This is a genomic window from Acinetobacter tjernbergiae DSM 14971 = CIP 107465, from assembly GCF_000374425.1.
Classification (GTDB): Bacteria; Pseudomonadota; Gammaproteobacteria; order Pseudomonadales; family Moraxellaceae; genus Acinetobacter; species Acinetobacter tjernbergiae.
In genome coordinates this window covers 117,805-136,986 of the sequence record NZ_KB894355.1, presented here as the reverse complement: position 1 = coordinate 136,986, position 19,182 = coordinate 117,805, and the positions used below count along the sequence as shown (strand labels likewise).

The window sequence follows — 19,182 nt, the reverse complement described above, 5'->3', positions numbered from 1 at the left end:
CCTTACCTAGTCTTGTGAGGGTTGTTTTTGTGGATTGAGTGAAGCGTGTAACTGCTGAAATCTCGCTTCTAAACGATCTAATTCTTGATTGAGTTGACGTGTCTCACGATTGAGATCGTCCATTTGCCAACGTGGAGCAAATAAACCACTATCTTCTTTTAAAGTATCTTCAACAAAGAATAAATGGCTTTGTAATGAGCGTTTGAGTTGTGTTGGTGCAAGTTGAATCTTACCCAATTCATGTGCCAGTTGTGGGCCAATCCAAGGGGAAAGATGCGCAGCAAGATCAGGCTCAGCCTGTTGCATAATTCTTTGAATATCTTGTAATAGATGATAATCGCCCTGTAAGGGAATATTACCAATCTGATCTAGATCACTCAGCAATAATTTAACCAACTCAACAACATTTTCAACCTGTAATGTTGCAGTTGCGTCAGTCAACTTAGATTGAGAATCAAACGGACGTTGTTCAAAAATAGAAGGCGTTTGACTTTGTCCTGTTACGGTGGGTTCAAGGCGAACTTTATTTTCATCAAAGAAAACATCAACTGACAGTTGTGGGCTATTGATCACAACACGCAATAATTGACCTTGCAATTGATTGAGCTGAATGCGTGTAATCGCATCCAAGTCAATCACATGATGAATGATACGTTCGACTGCACCGAGTGCTAAAATCGACCACATATCTTAAACCTTAAAGTTTGAATCCACGGTGAACTGCAACAATACCACCAGTGAGGTTGTGATAGTCACAGCTTTGGAAGCCAGCATGTTCCATCATGCTTTTTAACGTACGTTGGTCTGGATGCATACGAATTGATTCAGCAAGATATTTATAGCTTTCAGAATCGTTTGCGACCAATTTACCCATGATCGGCAGTGCTGTAAATGAGTAAAAATCGTAGAGTTTTGAAAATGGTTCAAAGACTGGTTTTGAAAATTCGAGTACCAGTAGGCGACCACCTGGCTTGAGTACACGATACATGGCTTGTAATGCCGCATCTTTATCGGTCACGTTACGTAAACCAAAACTGATGGTGAGTAAATCAAAACTGTTGTCTGCAAATGGTTCTAAGGTTTCAGCATTGGCAAGTACGAAATCAACATTGGTACAGCCTGCATCAAGCAGACGATCACGACCTACATTTAACATAGATTCGTTAATATCTGACAGTACGACATGACCTTGTGGCCCGACTTCACGGCTAAATACTTTAGCCAAGTCGCCTGTACCCCCGGCGATGTCAAGGACATGTTGTCCACGGCGAACGCCTGACATATTAATTGCAAATCGTTTCCAAAGGCGGTGAATACCGAATGACATCAGGTCATTCATAATGTCGTATTTACTTGCAACTGAATGGAAAACTTCGGCAACTTTTTGGGCTTTATCATCACTATTTACAGTTTGATAACCAAAGTGTGTGGTTTGACCGACATTGCCTGTGTTTGCCCCACGCGGTAAATTATATTTTGGTACTGAACCAGTAGGTGTCGATGCCAAGCCTTGTTGTAAAGATTGTTGCTGACCTTGAGGCGCTCCTTGAGGGAGTGGCGAGCTTAGGAAGGGACTGACTTTGTCTGAACTTGGGTTTTGCTCAACTTCTGGGGTGGGCTGTTGGTTTTCGTTAGACATTGTTTTCTCCTAAACTTTCGCTCTAGCGGCACGAATCAGCATGCATCATGACAGATTTTGTATTTTTTTACAGGGTTTAGCATATCATTGTTATGAATAATATACAGAAAGTCACTTGCTCAAAAGTATTTTAATTTTTGTTATGGGCTTAAAAAATCCCCCTTTAATCAAAGAGGGATGGTCGATCAAACTTAGCCACGAAAGGGGTTAGGATGACCTGCATGAACTTTCTCAATGATTTCACGTTCTTTCTCGGTAAACGTTTTGATAAAAGCTGCTGCAGATTTCATCGGTTTCATTGCTACAAAACCTTCTTGAATGAATTCATACATTTGTTCAAATTGATATTTGTTGGCAATACCTTTACACATTTTAAATGCGGCGTACATCATGGTTGAACGCATGTATTTATCTAATGCGACACCAAGTTCATCAAGTAGTTGTAATTGTTCATAACGTGCATCACCTTGATCGAGTTTGACTAAGGTCTGGCGCATGATGTCATCAGTTAAGGGTGTGTCTAAAGGATAATCTTCGAGCAGTTGTTCTGCGACTTGTTCATCGAGTCGTGTCGCAAGTACGGCGAGACTGACCGATTTAGTTCCTGTTTTTATTGCATTTTCAGGTAATAACTTTTCTGCTTTATGGGCGTACTTTAAGAGGCGTTCGATTTGTTGTGCAATTGCATCAAAGTCTGGGCCACCATATAAACGATTGAGAAAATATTGTGCCATCAGTTGATTTTCAGGCAAGGCAAAAAATTCTTGGTGTGTTCCTGCAATTCGTGTTTTCATCCATGCTTGTACTTCGTGCAGACGTTGCTTAAGTGCTGGATTTTGGTGGTAATTCAAAGTTTGGTATTGTAATAAAAGATGATCAAATGCAGCGAGTTTTGACATATTCGAACTCAAATAAAATAAAACCAGGAAATCATAGGCTGCATCATAACGAAGAACCATGACAGCATAAACTCTAAATGTCTAACAATCGGTCACTATGTTGATACACGGATTGAGTTCTACAGAAACTGTACAAGGGTTTTGCATGCAGTGAAATAGATTTCACTATACTTATTCTTAATAATGAGCCATTTAGAGCCGAATATGAGTGTACAACAACCAAAATTTGAATTGCGTGATGAAGCTGCACTGTCTTTAGATTTGATTGAAGCCCAATATGCTTTAAAAGATAGTCAAGATAAGAAAAATGCAAAAAGTGTTCTGATTTTGGTGAGTGGGATTGAACTGGCAGGTAAAGGTGAAGCGGTTAAACAATTACGAGAATGGTTAGATCCACGCTATTTAAGAGTTAAAGCCGATGCACCACGGTTATTAACGACCTATCAAACCTTTTGGCAGTCTTATACGCGCTTTATTCCTGCTGAAGGTCAGATCGTGGTGATGTTTGGGAATTGGTACAGTGATTTGCTTTCAACCGCCATGCATGTGTCAAAACCATTAGATGAAACATTGTTTGATGCTTATATCGAACAGATGCGTTCTTTTGAGCATGATTTACAACATAATAATGTGCATGTGGTCAAAGTTTGGTTTGATTTATCGTGGAAGTCTTTACAAAAACGCTTAGACCAAATCGATGCTTCTGAACAGCATTGGCATAAATTGCATGGCTTAGATTGGCGCAATAAAAAACAGTACGATACGTTACAAGGTTTAAGCCAAAGGTTTACCGATGATTGGTTTGTGATTGACGGTGAAGACGAAGCCTTACGTGATCAATGCTTTGCCCAGTATGTATTGCAAACCTTACAAGAGTTGCCTGACCATCAAACCAAAGTCACTGAAAAATGGCAGCAAGCGCAGATTCCAACTGCATTGTTAGAACCCCCAAAGCAAAGCCTAGACAAAGATGACTATAAAGAGGAATTGAATAAATTAACCAAAAAAGTGGCGGATGCACTACGTTATGATGAGCGAAAGGTAATCGTCGCTTTTGAAGGTATGGATGCCGCAGGTAAAGGGGGAGCAATAAAAAGAATTGTCAAAAAATTAGATCCACGTGAGTATGAAATTCATAGTATTGCTGCGCCTGAGCGTTATGAATTACGCCGTCCTTATCTATGGCGTTTTTGGAATAAACTCAACGACGGCGGGAAAATTACCATTTTTGATCGTACATGGTACGGACGTGTTCTGGTTGAACGTATAGAAGGATTTGCCTCAGTTGTTGAATGGCAACGTGCTTATCACGAAATCAACCGTTTCGAGGAAAACTTGGTAGATAGCCAAACCGTGATTGTGAAAATTTGGCTGGCAATCAGTAAAGATGAACAAGAAATTCGATTTAAAGATCGTGAACAAACCCCACATAAGCGTTTCAAGATTACTGAAGAAGATTGGCGTAATCGTGATAAATGGGATGACTATTTAAATGCGGCGGCGGATATGTTTGAACGAACCCATACTGATTATGCGCCGTGGTATGTGATTTCTACTGATGATAAAAATACAGCACGAATCGAAGTTTTAAAGGCGATTTTAAAGCAACTTAAGGCGGGTTAAACCGCCTTATATCATCACAAGAATTGCTGATTAAGCCACGATGGTACTTCGGCTCTTTTGTTGAATACGCTTGGCAAGATTATAACAGTCTTGAATATGTGCTTCAGTGATCTTACGCATCATAAAATAACCGAGGCTTGCAGCAACAAGTTGTCCGCCTAAAGGAATAAACTTCGTCACTTGCTTGGTTGCGATTTTAGTAAAAAAACCATTAAAGGATTTTTTCATTGCAGTTCGAGCGACGACGAAACCTGAAAATTCGAAACCACGTTTGCGTAGTTCATCCCAATGCACTTTTTTAGTTTCAGGGTCGTAAACACTGATATGTTCAGGTGCTAAACCAAAGCGAGCATTAATATAGGGAATAATTTGTGTCAACATGCCCAAATCAACCACCACATCAAAAAATGGGATGGGTACAATCGCTGCACCTGCTGACCAATATGCGCGATTTTTTGTGAGTGCTAAGCATTCTTCACGAATTTGTTCCAAGTTTAAGCTTGGGTCAATGGCATCAGGAATTTTTTCAATTTTCATAAAGTTATACCTAGAGTCTATCCCTTGATCGTACATTTAATCGTATGGAATGGTAGATTTCAAAACAATTTTTTATTTCCTTGTGTGTTTAACGTGACATAGTTATATGAAGTTGTATAGTGATAAATATGTACGTTTTCGTGCAATAAAATAATCGTTTTTTGATGAGGTTATAGTCATACATGGGTATTCATGTTATTCAAAGTCAACGTCTCGATGTGTTATTACAAGGCGTGATGGCATCAATTACCCAACCGAGTAGCTCCGTATTTCAGGTGTTTAAAACCCAGCATTTTATTGTCCCTAGCCCCGCACAAGAGCAATGGTTGACCCAGAAAATTGCTGAACAGCAGGGTATGACTGCCAATTATCAATTTCATCAAAAAATTCGCGGTTTTCAATGGTATGCCTATCAACAAGTACTTGAAAACAAAGAACAGGTTCGTAAAGCCAATATTCCACGATTAATTTTAAAATGGCGTATCCATCAAGCCTTACAATCTTCGATTCAGCCTGAACAAAATATCCTTGCACAAGATCATCCTTTATATTCGATTGTGCAACGGATTTATGACAGTGCAGATCAGTTGCAACACAGCACAGAAAAACAGCTTAAAAAGCAAAGTATGTTGTATTGGGTCGCAGAACAAGTCTCGCAATTATTTAGCAACTACATGATTTATCGTGGTTATTGTCAACGTCGATGCCAAGGTCAGTGTACTTGTTCAGGTAACTGGCTATCGGCTTGGGGGCAAAATAAAGCCCTGAATATTGAACATTTAATGTCGCAAACGGATCAACAAACGTCGGCCTTTACATTACAGCAAACTGAACAGCTAGAAGCTTGGCAGCGTTGGTTATGGCAAAAATATTTCCATGCCGATTTTGTTGAAATGCAAGGTATTGATGCTGATTTTTGGGAAATTTTAGATAACCCACAGACACGATCACAGGCATTATCACAGTTACCGCATCAGGTGATTGTATTTACAATCTTGGATTTGCCACCGAGCCAGTTACAGTTTTTACGCCGTTTGGGGCAATATCTGAATGTGGTGATTTTGCACTATAACCCATCGCAAGAATATTGGGCAGACAGCGTCGATCCGTTATGGAAACAGCGATACGATTTGGGCGTTAAAGAACGTTTTATTGCTAAAAACCCCAAGGCAACTGATGCAGAAATCTCGGCATTTTTTGAAAGCTTTAGTTTAGGTTTTAATGCGTTAAACCGTGAATCTCGTCATCCCTTGTTGACACGGTTAGGTAAACAGGCACGAGATAACTTCTCCTTATTGTCTCAACTCTCAGCAGGGGAAGAAGGCAATTGGGTTGATGCCTTTGTTGATCATTTTCCTGAGAACTTACTAGGTAAAATTCAGTCAGATATTTTCTATTTGGCTGAACCGATCGCAGCGCAATATGAATTGGCTGCGGATGATGAATCGGTTCAGATTCATGTGTGTCATTCTAGTATCAGACAACTGGAAGTGTTAAAAGAGCAGTTGGTGCATTGGTTGTCGCAAGCCGATGCAATACCTCGCCGTCCAAGTGATGTATTGATTTTGACCCCAAATCTCACTGAACTTGAGCCACTCATTCGGAGTATTTTCCCTTCGGCACCCAATGATCATGAAGTCTTTTTACCTGTCAAAATTGCAGGTGTGGCACAGTTAGATGCCTTAAATGCATGGCGAGCCGTACTCGGACGTTTACAACTGACGCAAGGGCGTTTGACGCAAGATGACTTTGCGGATTGGTTGAATTTATCAGCAACTCAGCAACGATATGGTTTCGATTATAGCCAAGCCCAGCGTATCTTGGCGTTGCTCAATGATGCTGGTTTCAAACGTGGTTTGGACGAGCAACATCTCAAACAAAGTTTAAGTGCAGATGATCAAGACTATCGTTATAGCCTTAAATTTGCTCTGGATCGCTTAGCTTTAGGGATTGCAGTGCCTGCGCATGTGATGGTGAAACAAACGCTCAGCTATGCATTGGTACAGCCAAGTGACTTTGAGTTGATTGGGATTCTGATTCAGATTTATCATGATTTATCAGCGCGTCGAAATTGGTTGGTGGCACATGAACAAGGGCAACGTTTGCCTGTAGAAACATGGTTAAACTATATCAAAGCAGATGTCCAAGAGTTTGAACAAGCGGATATCGTGGCATTAAAAGCCGTTCGTGAGATTATCCAAAAGCAAGAACGTATGTTGACCTTGGCAAGTTATTATGACGATGCGGAAAATCAGTTACGGCAAATTTCTCTGCCATTGCCTTATATTATCGAAGAAATCCAACGCAGCTTAGAAAGTCAGTCGGCACAAGTTGAACCGACGGGGCAAATTACTTTTAGCCAAATTGGACAAATTCGCCCGATTCCTTATCGTTTGATTGTGTTATTGAATTTGGATACAGGTAAGTTTCCAAATCGGGATAGCCATGTTCCTTTTGATTTAATGGATGTATTACGTCAACAATTGGGTGATCGTTCTCGTTTAGAAGATGACCAAGGGGCTTTCTTGGATGCGGTATTGTTGGCACAAGAGCAAATTTGGTTATTTTATAATGGCTTTGATTTTGGCGATGGTGAAGTGCGAGAGCCGTCTAGTGTATTGCAAGGTTTCCGAGATCATTTGGAACTCATTATTAAATCCCCCCCAGCCCCCCTTTTTCAAAGGGGGGAGAGTGAGGAAATTCCCCTCTTTAATAAAGAAGGGGTAGAGGAGATTCTGTTAAAGGAAATGTATAAAGAACTCCAAATCCCTTCACAGCTCTATCCACTCTACCATCTGCATCGCTTACAGCCTTTTGATCCACGGGGCTTTATTGCTGATCGTCCTGTGCGTTATCAAGACCACTGGTTTAAAGTGGCATCGCAAATTCAGCAAGTCAAAGGTGAACGACAAGCTTGGGTCAATACAGCTTATCCAATTGAACAGAATGAAATGCTTATTTTGAATAGTCAGCAATGGATTCAGGATGTGTGTTTCCCTGCACGATTGTATTTAAAAACCTTGGGTGTGGAAAATTTGAGTGGTGCGGAAGTGCTGGATCAAAGTGAGCCTTTATTGTTAGATGGTTTAGGCAAATATGCGATTCGCCATTTTTTACAGCAGCGTGATGAAACGCTTTCATTGGACATGTTGCAAGATCAATTACCTGTTGGCAAGGTTCAGCAAAGTGCTTGGCAGCAAAGTTGTTTAGAGCAACAACGCTTATTAGAGCGTTTACAACAATATGCGGCTGTACCAACGGAAACGACACAGCGTGTTTGGCGGATATCGAAACAATTACAAATGAGTTGTGTGACCCCTAAACAATTGACACAAGACTGGGTGAGTTTGGATGCTTCTAGCGCACGTGCCAAACGGCTGACCAAAGTCTGGTTGGAATATTTGTTGTGGCTCACGTTCTTAAATAGCGATTCAGTAACTAAGAAACGCCGTATTGTGGTGTTTAGCGATCAAACCGTGATTTGTGAAGGACTCGATACTGAGCAAGCACAGTCTTATTTAAATGATTGGTTGCGATTATGGCAGGATGCACAGCAACAACCTGTGGTTTTACCCGCAGCATTATTGTTAAAACCGTTGGAAAAAGGCAAACAGCATGAATGGATTGAGTTAGAGTCAAAGCAAATTTTAGCTGAAGATAGCCAAAAACAAGTGTTGAAAGACTGGAATGATACAGGGGATTTCTCTGGTTTGGATATGACCCAAAACGAAGCTTGTAAATTGCATCATGACTGGAAATTTATTTTACAGGAACAGGATGCAACCGCGTTATTACACTATGCCTGTGATCATTATGCTTATGCATTGTACCAACCGATTTTTGAATTCCTACGTGTGGAGTAAGACATGAGTTCACAATATCCAGTGTCTTATCAACCCATTCGTGATATTCAATTTGAAGGTTTACATCTGATTGAAGCCTCCGCTGGTACAGGTAAAACCTATACCTTATCGAGTTTGATGGTACGGATTTTTCTAGAAAAATATTTACCTAATCAGGTGATTGCTACGACTTTTACGCGTGCTGCTGCTGCCGAGCTAAAAAGCCGTATTCGTTTACGTTTGGTCGAGATTCAAGAATATTTAGAGCCATTACGTAGCGTATTAGAAACGGATATTCATAAACTCGTAGAACATGAGTCAGACCCACTGAAGCAACACCTTTTGCAAAGCTTTGCACCTCGTATGGCGTATGCTTGTGAACGGCTAAAATTGGTGATTGATCAATTAGATGAGTTGTTTGTTGGAACACTAGATAGCTTCAGTCAAAAGCTATTGCGAGAATTTGCCTTTGAAAGTGGCAAAATTGAACGTGCTCAAATCACCGAAGATGCAAAAGCATATACGCGTCAACTGATTCATGATGTATTAAGAGAATGGATTCAATTACAGCCACAGCAAGTGATTGATTTTTTATATATGAGTCAGCAACTAAAGAGCGTTGATCAGTATGTTAAAGTGGTTGAAGAAAGTTTGAATTTTAGTTCAGCACATTTGAAACAAGTAGATTTACCTGTGTTTAGCACAGTTGAGTTTGAATCATGCTTACATCAGTTCGCAGCAACTTCATCGCAATACTTACAAGAGTTACAGGATTATTATCTACTCGATGGCGCATATTATAAATTTATTAATAAAAAGGCTTTTGCAAAAGATCGTTTTCATTTCATTTTTCAAACAGGCTTAGTTCGGCTAGCTCAGCAAATTCAAGAACAGGGTATAGATATTTATTTTAATCAAAAAGCGTTCAACGACATCGATGTTTTATTTTTAGATTCCAAAGGGCAAACTCGAAGCAGTATTTTTAATAAATGTGATCAAAGCATTCAGGACTGTTTTTACCAGCATCCTTTGATTCAGTTATTAAAAGATATTTCGGAGATGAAACTTAAGATTCAAAATGATTTAGATCAATTCAATACCTATTTACAGTTTCATCTTTGTCAGCAAGTCAAAAAACGATTACCCCAAGTGTTGCAACAAAAAGGTGAAACCACTTTTGCTCAGCAAATTAAAACACTTTCAGAAGCTTTAAAAGGTGAGCAAGGGCAACGTTTTGCGGTGTTTGTACAAGCACGATATCCGTTGATTTTAGTGGATGAGTTTCAGGATACCAACCAAGATCAGGATGATATGTTAGCCAGTATTTGGCGGCATCCGCAACGTTATCAAAAGGGTTGCATGATTATGGTGGGAGACCGTAAGCAAGCGATTTATGGTTTCCGTGGTGGAGATATGCTGACTTTCCTGAATGCTTATCAGGATATTATGGCGAAGCAAGGGCATGAATATAAATTGATTCATAACCATCGCTCCGTCAAGCAGTTGGTAGAAGTGGTAGATGCACTATTTCAGCGACAGATGGATTTTGGTGAACAGGTTGTGTATGACCCGATTCAAGCAGGTTCACGTCCACATCCTGCTTTAATTGAACATGCACAGATTAATCCTGCACCTTTGCGTTGGTTACAGTTGCAAGAGGGGAGTGAACAAGCGACTCAAGTGGCTTGGAAAATTCAGACCTTACTGAATCAGGCATATGCCAAGCAATTATATTTAGACGCTGAGACACAGCAAGCGATCGGTGAGGATGATATTGCTGTGCTTTCCCGTAGCCATCGCCAACTCGATGAAGTGCAATATGTGCTAGAGCGCATTGGGATTCGGGTAAATCGACCCTCGAAACGTAGTGTGTTTGATTCAGCGATTGCGCAAGATGTAGGCGCATTATTCACCGCATTACTTCATCCTTATGATGAAGCCAAGTTAAAACGTGCGTTACTGAGTCGTTTATTTGGTTTTGATTTAACTCGGTTATTGGCATTGGAACAAAGTGCCGAGGGGTTAAGCCATTATATCCAGCAATTCGATGATATTCGTGAGATGTGGCTCAATCAAGGTTTCTTGGCAGCATGGCAGCGTTGTCTAAACCAGTTTGGTATTTGGCAGCAATTGGTTGCCACCCAAAGCAAAGACAATGAGCGAGCTGTGGTGAATTTGCGTCACCTCATCGATATCCTGAGTCGGCGTAGCGAGCATGTGCAAGGCATACAAAACCTGTATCACTGGTATTTAAAACAATTGCACTCACCTAGTGATCGGGAGTGGGAACTCGAACACAAGCTGTCGAATGAGGCGGGTGTGCAGTTGATGACCATCCATCAATCCAAAGGTCTAGAATATAAAATCGTATTTCTGCTAGGTGCGAATAAAGCCTTTTCAGAAGTACAAAAAACCTTAAATTTCTCAACAACAGACATTCAAGTGCCTGAAACAGGACAAACCAGAACCCAACGTGTCGTCGCCATTGCAGATAAAAACTTCTTACAACAAACGGAACTGGATCAACATCAACAACGTGCTTTAGCTGAACAGAATCGGTTGTGGTATGTGGCACTGACACGAGCCAGTCATCGTGTTTATGCAGTATTTGCACCGCCTAAAAAAGGCGAGAAAAATGAGTTCTCAGGTCTCGCCTTTTGGAAGAATCAAGGAGCAAGCTTCCAGCATCCGTATAGCTTGGATGAGGCTTTGATTTTAGAACGACCACAGGCTTTACAGACACAGCACTCACAACAGAACATTATTATTTCAGCAAAATTGTTACCTACGCAGCGTTTTTATGCACGCGCTAAGACCAGTTTTAGTTACCTCGCGCAGCATTTAAAACACAAAGCGAATCGTGTTGATCGTTTAGCCAATATTGATGCCGATTTTGAGCAAGCAGAAGATGAGTTGAATCTGGCTGAACTGGAGAATAGAGCAACGGCTCAACCGATTGCTTGGATTAAACAATATTTCCCGAAAGGGACGTTAGCAGGGAATTTTCTGCACGAAATTTTTGAGCAGATTGATTTCCAACGACCTCAGACATGGCGTGAAGAAATCCGCCGTCGTTTTAAAAATACCTATCAAGGTTTATGGTCAGCACTGTTGGAACAGTACCAACAACATTTTCCAGAACAGGAAAATGCAGAGCAGCAATTATATGAATGGATTGTGGCGTGGTTAGCTGAAGTATTACAGACACCTCTCAATCATAGCTTTCAACTACAACAATTAGTCACAGGGCAATATCTATCAGAGTGTCCGTTTTATTTGGCATTGTCAGACCGTGTCCTTGCCATGCAACGGGTGCAGCAACTCTTTGAGGAATATGGCATCGACATGCCTGAGTTACTTGAGGCTAAATCTGCTCGCTATCTGAATGGTTCAATCGACTTGGTTTATTTTGATGGCCAGCGCTACCATATTGCCGATTATAAAAGTAATTATCTGGGTGCAGAACAGGCGGATTATCAGCAAGCACAGATTGCTGAAAGCATGTCGTTGTCGAGCTATTGGTTACAAGCCGCTTTATATTTAGTGGCATTGCATCGTTATCTCAGTGTGAAATTGCAGGATTACGATATGCAACAGCATTTGGGCGGTGCGTCTTATTTGTATTTGCGTGGGATGAATGGGCAAGCACAGCAGGGTTATTTTTACTGGAAACCTGAGGACGAGTTTATTTTACGCTTAGATGCGATTCTCGGATATTTCGCTGAGGATAAAGCAGGAAAAATAGTGTAGATAAAATAGATGATTTTAGATTAAACAAAAACTTATCATGTGGATAAGAGTGTTTATAACCTTGTGGACAAGCGTGTGGGTAAGTTTGAGGATAACTCTGTGGACAAGCTAATCAGTGGTCAGTCAGAACAAATGACTTGGTTGAATATGTGGAGTAACTACCTCACACAAGCACCATTTTCTCAGTCTGCTCAAGCAGTTAACGCTGCGCATATTTTACAGCAATTGGTTGAAGCCAGCTTGCAAGGTGACAGTTGTATCCAAGTCGATACAACACAGCTTGAAGCACTGGGCGATTTAGCTGTTTCGAGCGAAATCGCAACAACTCAGGTTGCCCCATGTGTCTACGATCAGCAGGGCTTGGCATTATACCGATATTGGCAACTAGAGCAACGCCTCGCTCATCAGATTTGTCGATTAAAGCGACAAACGACTCAGACTATAGACCTTTCAAGCTATCAAAATTTATTGAGTGATGAATATCAACAAGCTGCATTGAAAATGGTATTGCAACAATGGCTCAGTATCATTACGGGCGGACCTGGAACAGGTAAAACCTATACCTTGGCACGTATTATTGCTGCCTTGAACCAGATGATTCCTGATATTCGTATTGCGATGGCAGCACCGACAGGGAAAGCAGCACAACGAATGCAAGAGGCATTGCAAAATTCCTTTAATGATCCAAAACTATTGGAATCAGGTCTCATTACCGATGAATTGCGTAACCAAACGACGCAAACCTTACATCGGTTATTGGGCATGGGAAATCGACAAACGCCTCGTTTTGATCAGAAACAACCCTTACCTTATGATGTGATCGTGGTGGATGAAGCCTCAATGCTGGATTTAAATCTAGCAACTGCATTATTTGAAGCGGTTCCTGATCATTGTCGTATTATTTTATTGGGCGATGCCAATCAATTGGCTTCGGTTGACGTCGGCTCAGTTTTGGCGGATTTACAGCAAGTTGATGTTTTGGCAGAGAACCGTGTGCAGCTTAAAAATAGCCGTCGCTTTTCAGATGAAGCCAAAATTGGGCAATTTGCACGATTTATTCAAGCTCAGCAACATGCAACAGCACATCATTCCGTTTTGTCGAAGTTAGAGTCAGAAATTGTCAAAGCAGAGGGCTTGCAACCGATTACATTCTCCAAAGAGATGCTTGATCTGATTCAATTGGAATATTTGCCAGAGCAGTATGATATTGAGCCTTATCAACAGAAACTGATGTATGGATTTCAAAACTATCTAGCAGCTTTAAATGACTATATCTACCTAGGTGATGCAGCAGATGACATTCAACAGGTGATTCGGGCATTTGATGACTATCGGATACTTGCAGCAGTCAAGCATGGCGCTTTAGGTATAGAGCAGTTAAATCGCTATGCAGAACGATGGTTGAATCAGCAACTTAAACAAATTGCGGTGGGAGATTGGTATATCGGTCGACCTGTCATGATGACCTATAATGACTATCAACTCGGACTTTCCAATGGTGATATCGGCATCTGTTTTAAGCATCGAAGTCAGCCACAGCAATTTGAAGTATTTTTTCCAAGCTTAAATAAGTGGATAGCAGCTCATCGTTTGCCTCGAAATATGCAAACGGCTTTTGTTTTAACAATTCACAAATCTCAAGGCTCTGAATTTACGCATACGGCAATTGTTTTAGATGCGAAGGCAGAAAAATTATTGAGTCAGGAGCTCATTTATACCGCCGTAACCCGTGCTAAAAAAGTGGTGAGTATCTTGGCTGATCCGAATGCATTGCAACAAGCGCTTACAATTCGGACTGTACGACGGAGTGGTTTAGTGCAAAAGATCAATTTAGGTTGATTGTGAACTTATTCTTTAAAATTCACTGTTTTGTAAGTAAAAGCTTACACGAATTCGAGATATTGTCGCTAGAGTGAAATAACTGTTTTTGAGATCATGTACACACAAAGAGCCTAGCAAGGAAAGCTAGGTAAATCGCACAAATATAATAATAAAGTCAATTAGACAGCGAACTTACAGTGAGGTAAGTGATAAAAGAGGAAACTTACAGCCGCTAAGCCTTGTAGTTTTGGGAGAGACTACAAGGCTTTTTTATTTTCAAATAAATATAGTGTTAATGTGATGATCATCATCGGATTTATTTTAATCAAGTACCGTTTAATCGATGATATTGGGTTTAAGCTTCTTTTATTATATAGTTAGTTTTTCTATATAAGGTTTGAACCACAAGTTTAAATTAAAAACATGATTGTTTGACAATTTTTGTGTATTATTAAGTTAAATGTTATACAGACCTGTACGTTTTGGCTTACACTGAGATGAGAAAAATGCTATTTTTCTCCACAATTGCTTCTGACAGAATAGTCAGTACAAAGGGACTAAATACACAAATGAAAAGAGCATAAAAATGATGTAGAAAATACGTTCAGAGGGTCTGACGGTAGTTTAATAAAAGTATAAGCAAATAATAATAGTAAAATGAAAATAACTATAAGTAACGCGCAAAAGCCCAAGTCTGACTTGGGCTCTTTTTTTTATATTTTCTGGCTAGACGATATCCGCTTCATGGCGATCTGTTGCAAATAATGAGCGACGTTGATTCTTCGGTATTTTAGGGCAGTTCGTTGAAATTTGATAAAGTGTTTTTGCGAGCGCAGGTAAATGCGTCCCAACCACAGATTTTCCTGTGGTTAAAAGTGATACGCTAATATCACGTTCTGGATCAGCCCAACATAAAATATTTGAGAAACCGATATGACCAAAAGCCTGTCCAGTCATTGGTCCAAATAAACCTAAAGGATTACTGCCAAGCATCGGTCCAAGAGCATAGCGCATTGGTGCAAGCAGGGTGCGGTCTAAGCTCGTTCCAGAGGTCGGAAGCGTTGAACGAAATACCGTTTTTGCGCTCATAATTTCTTTACCTTGATACTCGCCGCCGCTTAGTAACATTTCAAAGAAACGTCCTGCTTGTTCAGCACTGGTATAAATATTTCCAGCAGGGCAAATTGTATCCATAAAACGAGGATCATTGGTGACATCAACGGCTAATTGTAAGCCACCGCCAAGCACATGATTTAAATAGTGATCTGTGCCTAAGCTTGGATGAATACCCGTTGCATAGTTCAGTGCCATATCTGGGCGGTATTCAGGCTTTAAACCATAATTGAAATAGTCTAAACCCATTGGTTTCTCAATGTTCTCAGCTAGAAACTCACGAACACTTTGTCCTGTAACGCGCTGAACAATTTCACCTAAAATATAACCTGCAGTCACTGCATGATAGGCGAGATGAGTGCCTGATGGTGAAACTGGTTTGGCTGCGCAAAGACGTTTTAAAATTTCTTCTTGATTAAATAGAAGCTCAGGTGTGACTTCACTGTCAATACGTGGAATACCACCACGGTGGGAGAGTAAATGAAAAATCGTGGCGCGACGTTTGCCATTCACACCATATTCAGGAATATAGTAACTAATTGGATCAAGTAGATTCAGATCACCACGCTCATCCAACATATGAATCAGCATCGCAGTGACCATTTTTGATGCAGAGAATAAGCAAATAGGCGTATCTGGTGTGCCAATTTTAGCATCAGCGGCTAAGCCATCTGGCGAATTGCCTTGTGCATAACCAATACTACGGTTTAAAAGGATTTTCCCCTGACGACGTAAACATAAAGTAATTAATGGGTAGTTTCCTGTTTTATAAAGACATTCAACACTACTCCAAATTTTTTGAATCTGTTTTTCAGTCATTCCACCCAATTCAGCTGCAACTTCATCTTTTGAGCGAATGACTTGATTGAGATCATTGGGTACATAACAGGTATTGGTTGATAAAATTTTCACGATTCCCTCGCAATATTTTCGTTTTCTTTCATCTCTGTCATAAATTGAAAACAGATACTTGATAGTGTGCCTATTTTGTTCAATGCTGTCAGCTGCCGAAATGCCAAAGAAGTTAAAACATTTTTGCAATATAGCGACAGATCACTTAAAATAGACGACTTGCTGTAGTGATGCACGGCAGTCAGTTGATTTCAACTGATCCATATCATTTATTTTTTAAGCATCTCGGAGAAATCGAATGGCTTTAACTAACGCAGATCGCGCAGAGATCATTGCTAAATTTGCTCGTGCTGAAAACGACACAGGTTCACCAGAAGTACAAGTGGCTTTATTGAGTGCTCAAATCAATGATTTGCAAGGTCACTTTAAAGAACACAAACATGACCACCACAGCCGTCGTGGTTTGATCCGTATGGTTAACCAGCGTCGTAAATTACTTGATTATTTAAACGGTAAAGATCACGGTCGTTATGTTGCTTTGATCGGCGCATTAGGTTTACGTCGTTAATTCGATTTTACTTTGTTTTCATTATTTCGCATGTCGCAATGCTTTATTATTGAAAATAAAGTTTCGCCTAATTTACCTTAGGTGATTTTTAGAAGGGGCGCTTGTTCGCTCCTTCTTTGTGTTTAATTTTATTTAAAATTTTTGATCTAGTGCGATGGCTTCTAAGCTTTGTCATTTATCTACACAGCAGTTGTAGTCTGAATGCCAAACCTTAGGGGTCTCACTAGAATAAAATTAGGAAAATACAATACATGTCAATGTTTAATATCATTCGTAAAGAATTTCAATTTGGTCAACATCAAGTTGTACTAGAAACGGGTCGTGTTGCGCGTCAAGCGAACACAGTTGTTGTCACAATGGGTGGTGTAACTGTACTTGTTGCGGTGGTTGCTCAACCTAAAGCAAAAGCGGGTCAAGACTTTTTCCCACTTACTGTTAACTATCAAGAAAAACAATATGCTGCAGGTCGTATTCCAGGTGGTTATGGTAAACGTGAAGGTCGTGCTTCTGAAGCAGAAACTTTAATTTCACGCTTAATCGATCGTCCGATTCGCCCATTATTCCCAGAAGGTTACTTCAATGAAATTCAAGTAACGGCAAGCGTTATTTCTTCTGATAAAACAATGGATGCTGATATTGCTGCAATGTTGGGTACTTCAGCAGCATTATCAATTGCCGGTACACCTTTCCGTGGCCCAATTGCAGGTGCGCGTGTTGGTTTAATCAACGGTGAATATGTTTTAAACCCGAACCATGAACAATTAAAAGAAAGTGATCTTGACCTTGTGGTTGCAGGTACAGAGTCTGCTGTATTAATGGTTGAATCTGAAGCGAAAGAACTTTCAGAAGATCAAATGCTTGGTGCTGTACTTTTTGGTCATGACGAAATGCAAATCGCAGTTCAAGCGATTAAAGAATTTGCTGCTGCTGCGGGCGCAGTTGAATCAACTTGGGTTGCTCCAAGCAAAAACGAAGCGTTACTTGAGCAATTAAAAGCAGCTTTCGAAGCTAAAATCTCAGAAGCATACACGATTGCTGTGAAACAAGACCGCTATGCGGCACTTGATGCACTTTATGCAGAAGCAGTTGCTCAATTCGTTCCTGAAAATGACGAAACAGGTATTGCTGACGAAGTAAACGAATTATTTGAAGACCTTAAATACCGTACTGTACGTGACAACATTTTGTCAGGTAAGCCACGTATTGATGGTCGTGATACTAAAACTGTTCGTGGTATCGACGTTCAAGTGGGTGTCCTAGATCGCGCACATGGTTCGGCATTATTCACACGTGGTGAAACTCAAGCGTTGGTGACAACGACTTTAGGTAATACACGTGATGCATTAATGGTTGATACGCTTTCTGGTACGAAAACTGACAACTTCATGTTGCATTACAATTTCCCTGCATACTCTGTAGGTGAAACAGGTCGTGAATCTGGTCCTAAGCGTCGTGAAATCGGTCATGGTCGTTTAGCACGTCGTGGTGTACAAGCAGTTCTTCCTGCGGCTGATCGCTTCCCGTACGTGATTCGTATCGTATCTGACATCACTGAATCGAATGGTTCATCTTCTATGGCTTCTGTATGTGGTGCTTCATTATCACTTATGGATGCAGGTGTTCCATTGAAAGCGCCAGTTGCGGGTATCGCAATGGGCTTAGTAAAAGAAGGTGAGCGTTTTGCAGTACTTTCTGACATCTTAGGTGATGAAGATCACTTAGGTGATATGGACTTTAAAGTTGCTGGTTCTGCCAATGGTATTACTGCTCTTCAAATGGACATCAAGATTGAAGGGATTACTGAAGAGATTATGGAAGTTGCATTGAACCAAGCATTTGCTGGTCGTATGCATATCCTCAATGAAATGAATAAAGTCATTTCACGTGCTCGTTCAGAAATCAATGCGCATGCTCCGACATTCGAAGTGATCAACATCAATCCAGACAAAATTCGTGATGTGATTGGTAAAGGTGGCGCAACGATTCGTGCCATTACTGAAGAAACTAAAGCGGCGATTGATATCGAAGACAATGGTACCGTTCGCGTATTTGGTGAAACGAAAGCGGCTGCTAAAGCTGCGATTGCAAAAATCCAAGCACTGACTGCTGAAGTTGAGCCAGGCACGATCTATGCAGGTAAAGTTATTCGTATCGTAGAGTTTGGTGCATTTGTAAATATCATGCCAGGTACTGATGGTTTACTTCATATTTCGCAAATCTCAAATGAGCGTATTGCGAATGTGACTGACGTATTGAAGGAAGGTCAAGATATTAAAGTACAAGTTGCTGATGTCGATAACCGTGGTCGTATCAAGTTGACAATGAAAGATATTGATCAAGCTTAATGCCATCAAGCATTTCGCTTAAAAAAAGCGCATTGTTTTAACAATGCGCTTTTTTATTAAGTAGATGATTGTTAAAGACATAAATTTAAAAAATTATAAACATAATTGTTTTTTATATTAGACATTAGTCTATAGCTTTTATTGTGAGCACTTTAATTAACGTAGAATTCCCAAAATTTCCGTTCCTGCCTGT

General features: G+C 40.4%; 11 protein-coding genes. 6 read left to right on the top strand and 5 right to left on the bottom strand.

Annotated features, from left to right (window positions below; all coding sequences use genetic code 11):
* Nucleotides 1-6: 6 nt before the first annotated feature.
* The 3 genes from C502_RS0103250 to C502_RS0103240 form a co-directional block, all read right to left on the bottom strand.
* Complete coding sequence (locus tag C502_RS0103250) at nt 7-687, bottom strand: ubiquinone biosynthesis accessory factor UbiJ (RefSeq protein ID WP_018677431.1); 681 nt, start codon at nt 685-687, stop codon at nt 7-9.
* A 10-nt stretch (nt 688-697) separates the two neighbouring features.
* Nucleotides 698-1,639 (bottom strand): bifunctional demethylmenaquinone methyltransferase/2-methoxy-6-polyprenyl-1,4-benzoquinol methylase UbiE, encoded by a 942-nt coding sequence (gene ubiE / locus C502_RS0103245; protein ID WP_018677430.1) that lies wholly within the window; start codon nt 1,637-1,639, stop codon nt 698-700.
* 191 nt (nt 1,640-1,830) lie between these two features.
* Nucleotides 1,831-2,538 (bottom strand): FFLEELY motif protein, encoded by a 708-nt coding sequence (locus C502_RS0103240; protein WP_167320983.1) that lies wholly within the window; start codon nt 2,536-2,538, stop codon nt 1,831-1,833.
* A 204-nt stretch (nt 2,539-2,742) separates the two neighbouring features.
* Between C502_RS0103240 and pap the strand changes: the two genes are divergently transcribed.
* On the top strand, nt 2,743-4,161 hold the full coding sequence (gene pap, locus C502_RS0103235; RefSeq protein ID WP_018677428.1) for a polyphosphate:AMP phosphotransferase: 1,419 nt from the start codon (nt 2,743-2,745) through the stop codon (nt 4,159-4,161).
* Nucleotides 4,162-4,191: 30 nt separating this feature from the next.
* On the opposite strand, the gene C502_RS0103230 is transcribed toward pap, so the two are convergent.
* A complete protein-coding gene (locus C502_RS0103230; RefSeq protein ID WP_018677427.1) occupies nt 4,192-4,698 on the bottom strand; it encodes a hypothetical protein in 507 nt (168 codons plus the stop codon).
* Nucleotides 4,699-4,880: 182 nt separating this feature from the next.
* Here C502_RS0103230 and C502_RS0103225 point away from each other — a divergent pair, with 182 nt between their 5' ends.
* The 3 genes from C502_RS0103225 (at nt 4,881) to recD (ending at nt 14,129) form a co-directional block, all read left to right on the top strand.
* Complete coding sequence (locus tag C502_RS0103225; protein WP_018677426.1) at nt 4,881-8,561, top strand: exodeoxyribonuclease V subunit gamma; 3,681 nt, start codon at nt 4,881-4,883, stop codon at nt 8,559-8,561.
* Between the two features lie 3 nt (nt 8,562-8,564).
* Nucleotides 8,565-12,290 carry a UvrD-helicase domain-containing protein gene (locus C502_RS0103220; protein ID WP_018677425.1) on the top strand — a complete coding sequence of 1,242 codons (3,726 nt, stop codon included), beginning with the start codon at nt 8,565-8,567 and terminating at the stop codon, nt 12,288-12,290.
* A 99-nt stretch (nt 12,291-12,389) separates the two neighbouring features.
* The gene (gene recD / locus C502_RS0103215) at nt 12,390-14,129 is read left to right on the top strand and encodes an exodeoxyribonuclease V subunit alpha (RefSeq protein ID WP_018677424.1); all 1,740 of its coding nucleotides are present in this window, start codon (nt 12,390-12,392) and stop codon (nt 14,127-14,129) included.
* A gap of 708 nt (nt 14,130-14,837) precedes the next feature.
* Here the strand turns inward: recD and C502_RS0103210 are convergent.
* A complete protein-coding gene (locus C502_RS0103210) occupies nt 14,838-16,136 on the bottom strand; it encodes an EstA family serine hydrolase (protein WP_018677423.1) in 1,299 nt (432 codons plus the stop codon).
* A 238-nt stretch (nt 16,137-16,374) separates the two neighbouring features.
* On the opposite strand from C502_RS0103210, the gene rpsO reads away from it, so the two are divergent.
* Nucleotides 16,375-16,644: a 30S ribosomal protein S15 gene (gene rpsO, locus C502_RS0103205; protein ID WP_004774141.1), complete on the top strand. Its 270-nt coding sequence runs from the start codon at nt 16,375-16,377 to the stop codon at nt 16,642-16,644.
* Nucleotides 16,645-16,901: 257 nt separating this feature from the next.
* Nucleotides 16,902-18,989 (top strand): polyribonucleotide nucleotidyltransferase, encoded by a 2,088-nt coding sequence (gene pnp / locus C502_RS0103200; RefSeq protein ID WP_171067607.1) that lies wholly within the window; start codon nt 16,902-16,904, stop codon nt 18,987-18,989.
* The last annotated feature ends 193 nt before the right edge of the window (nt 18,990-19,182 follow it).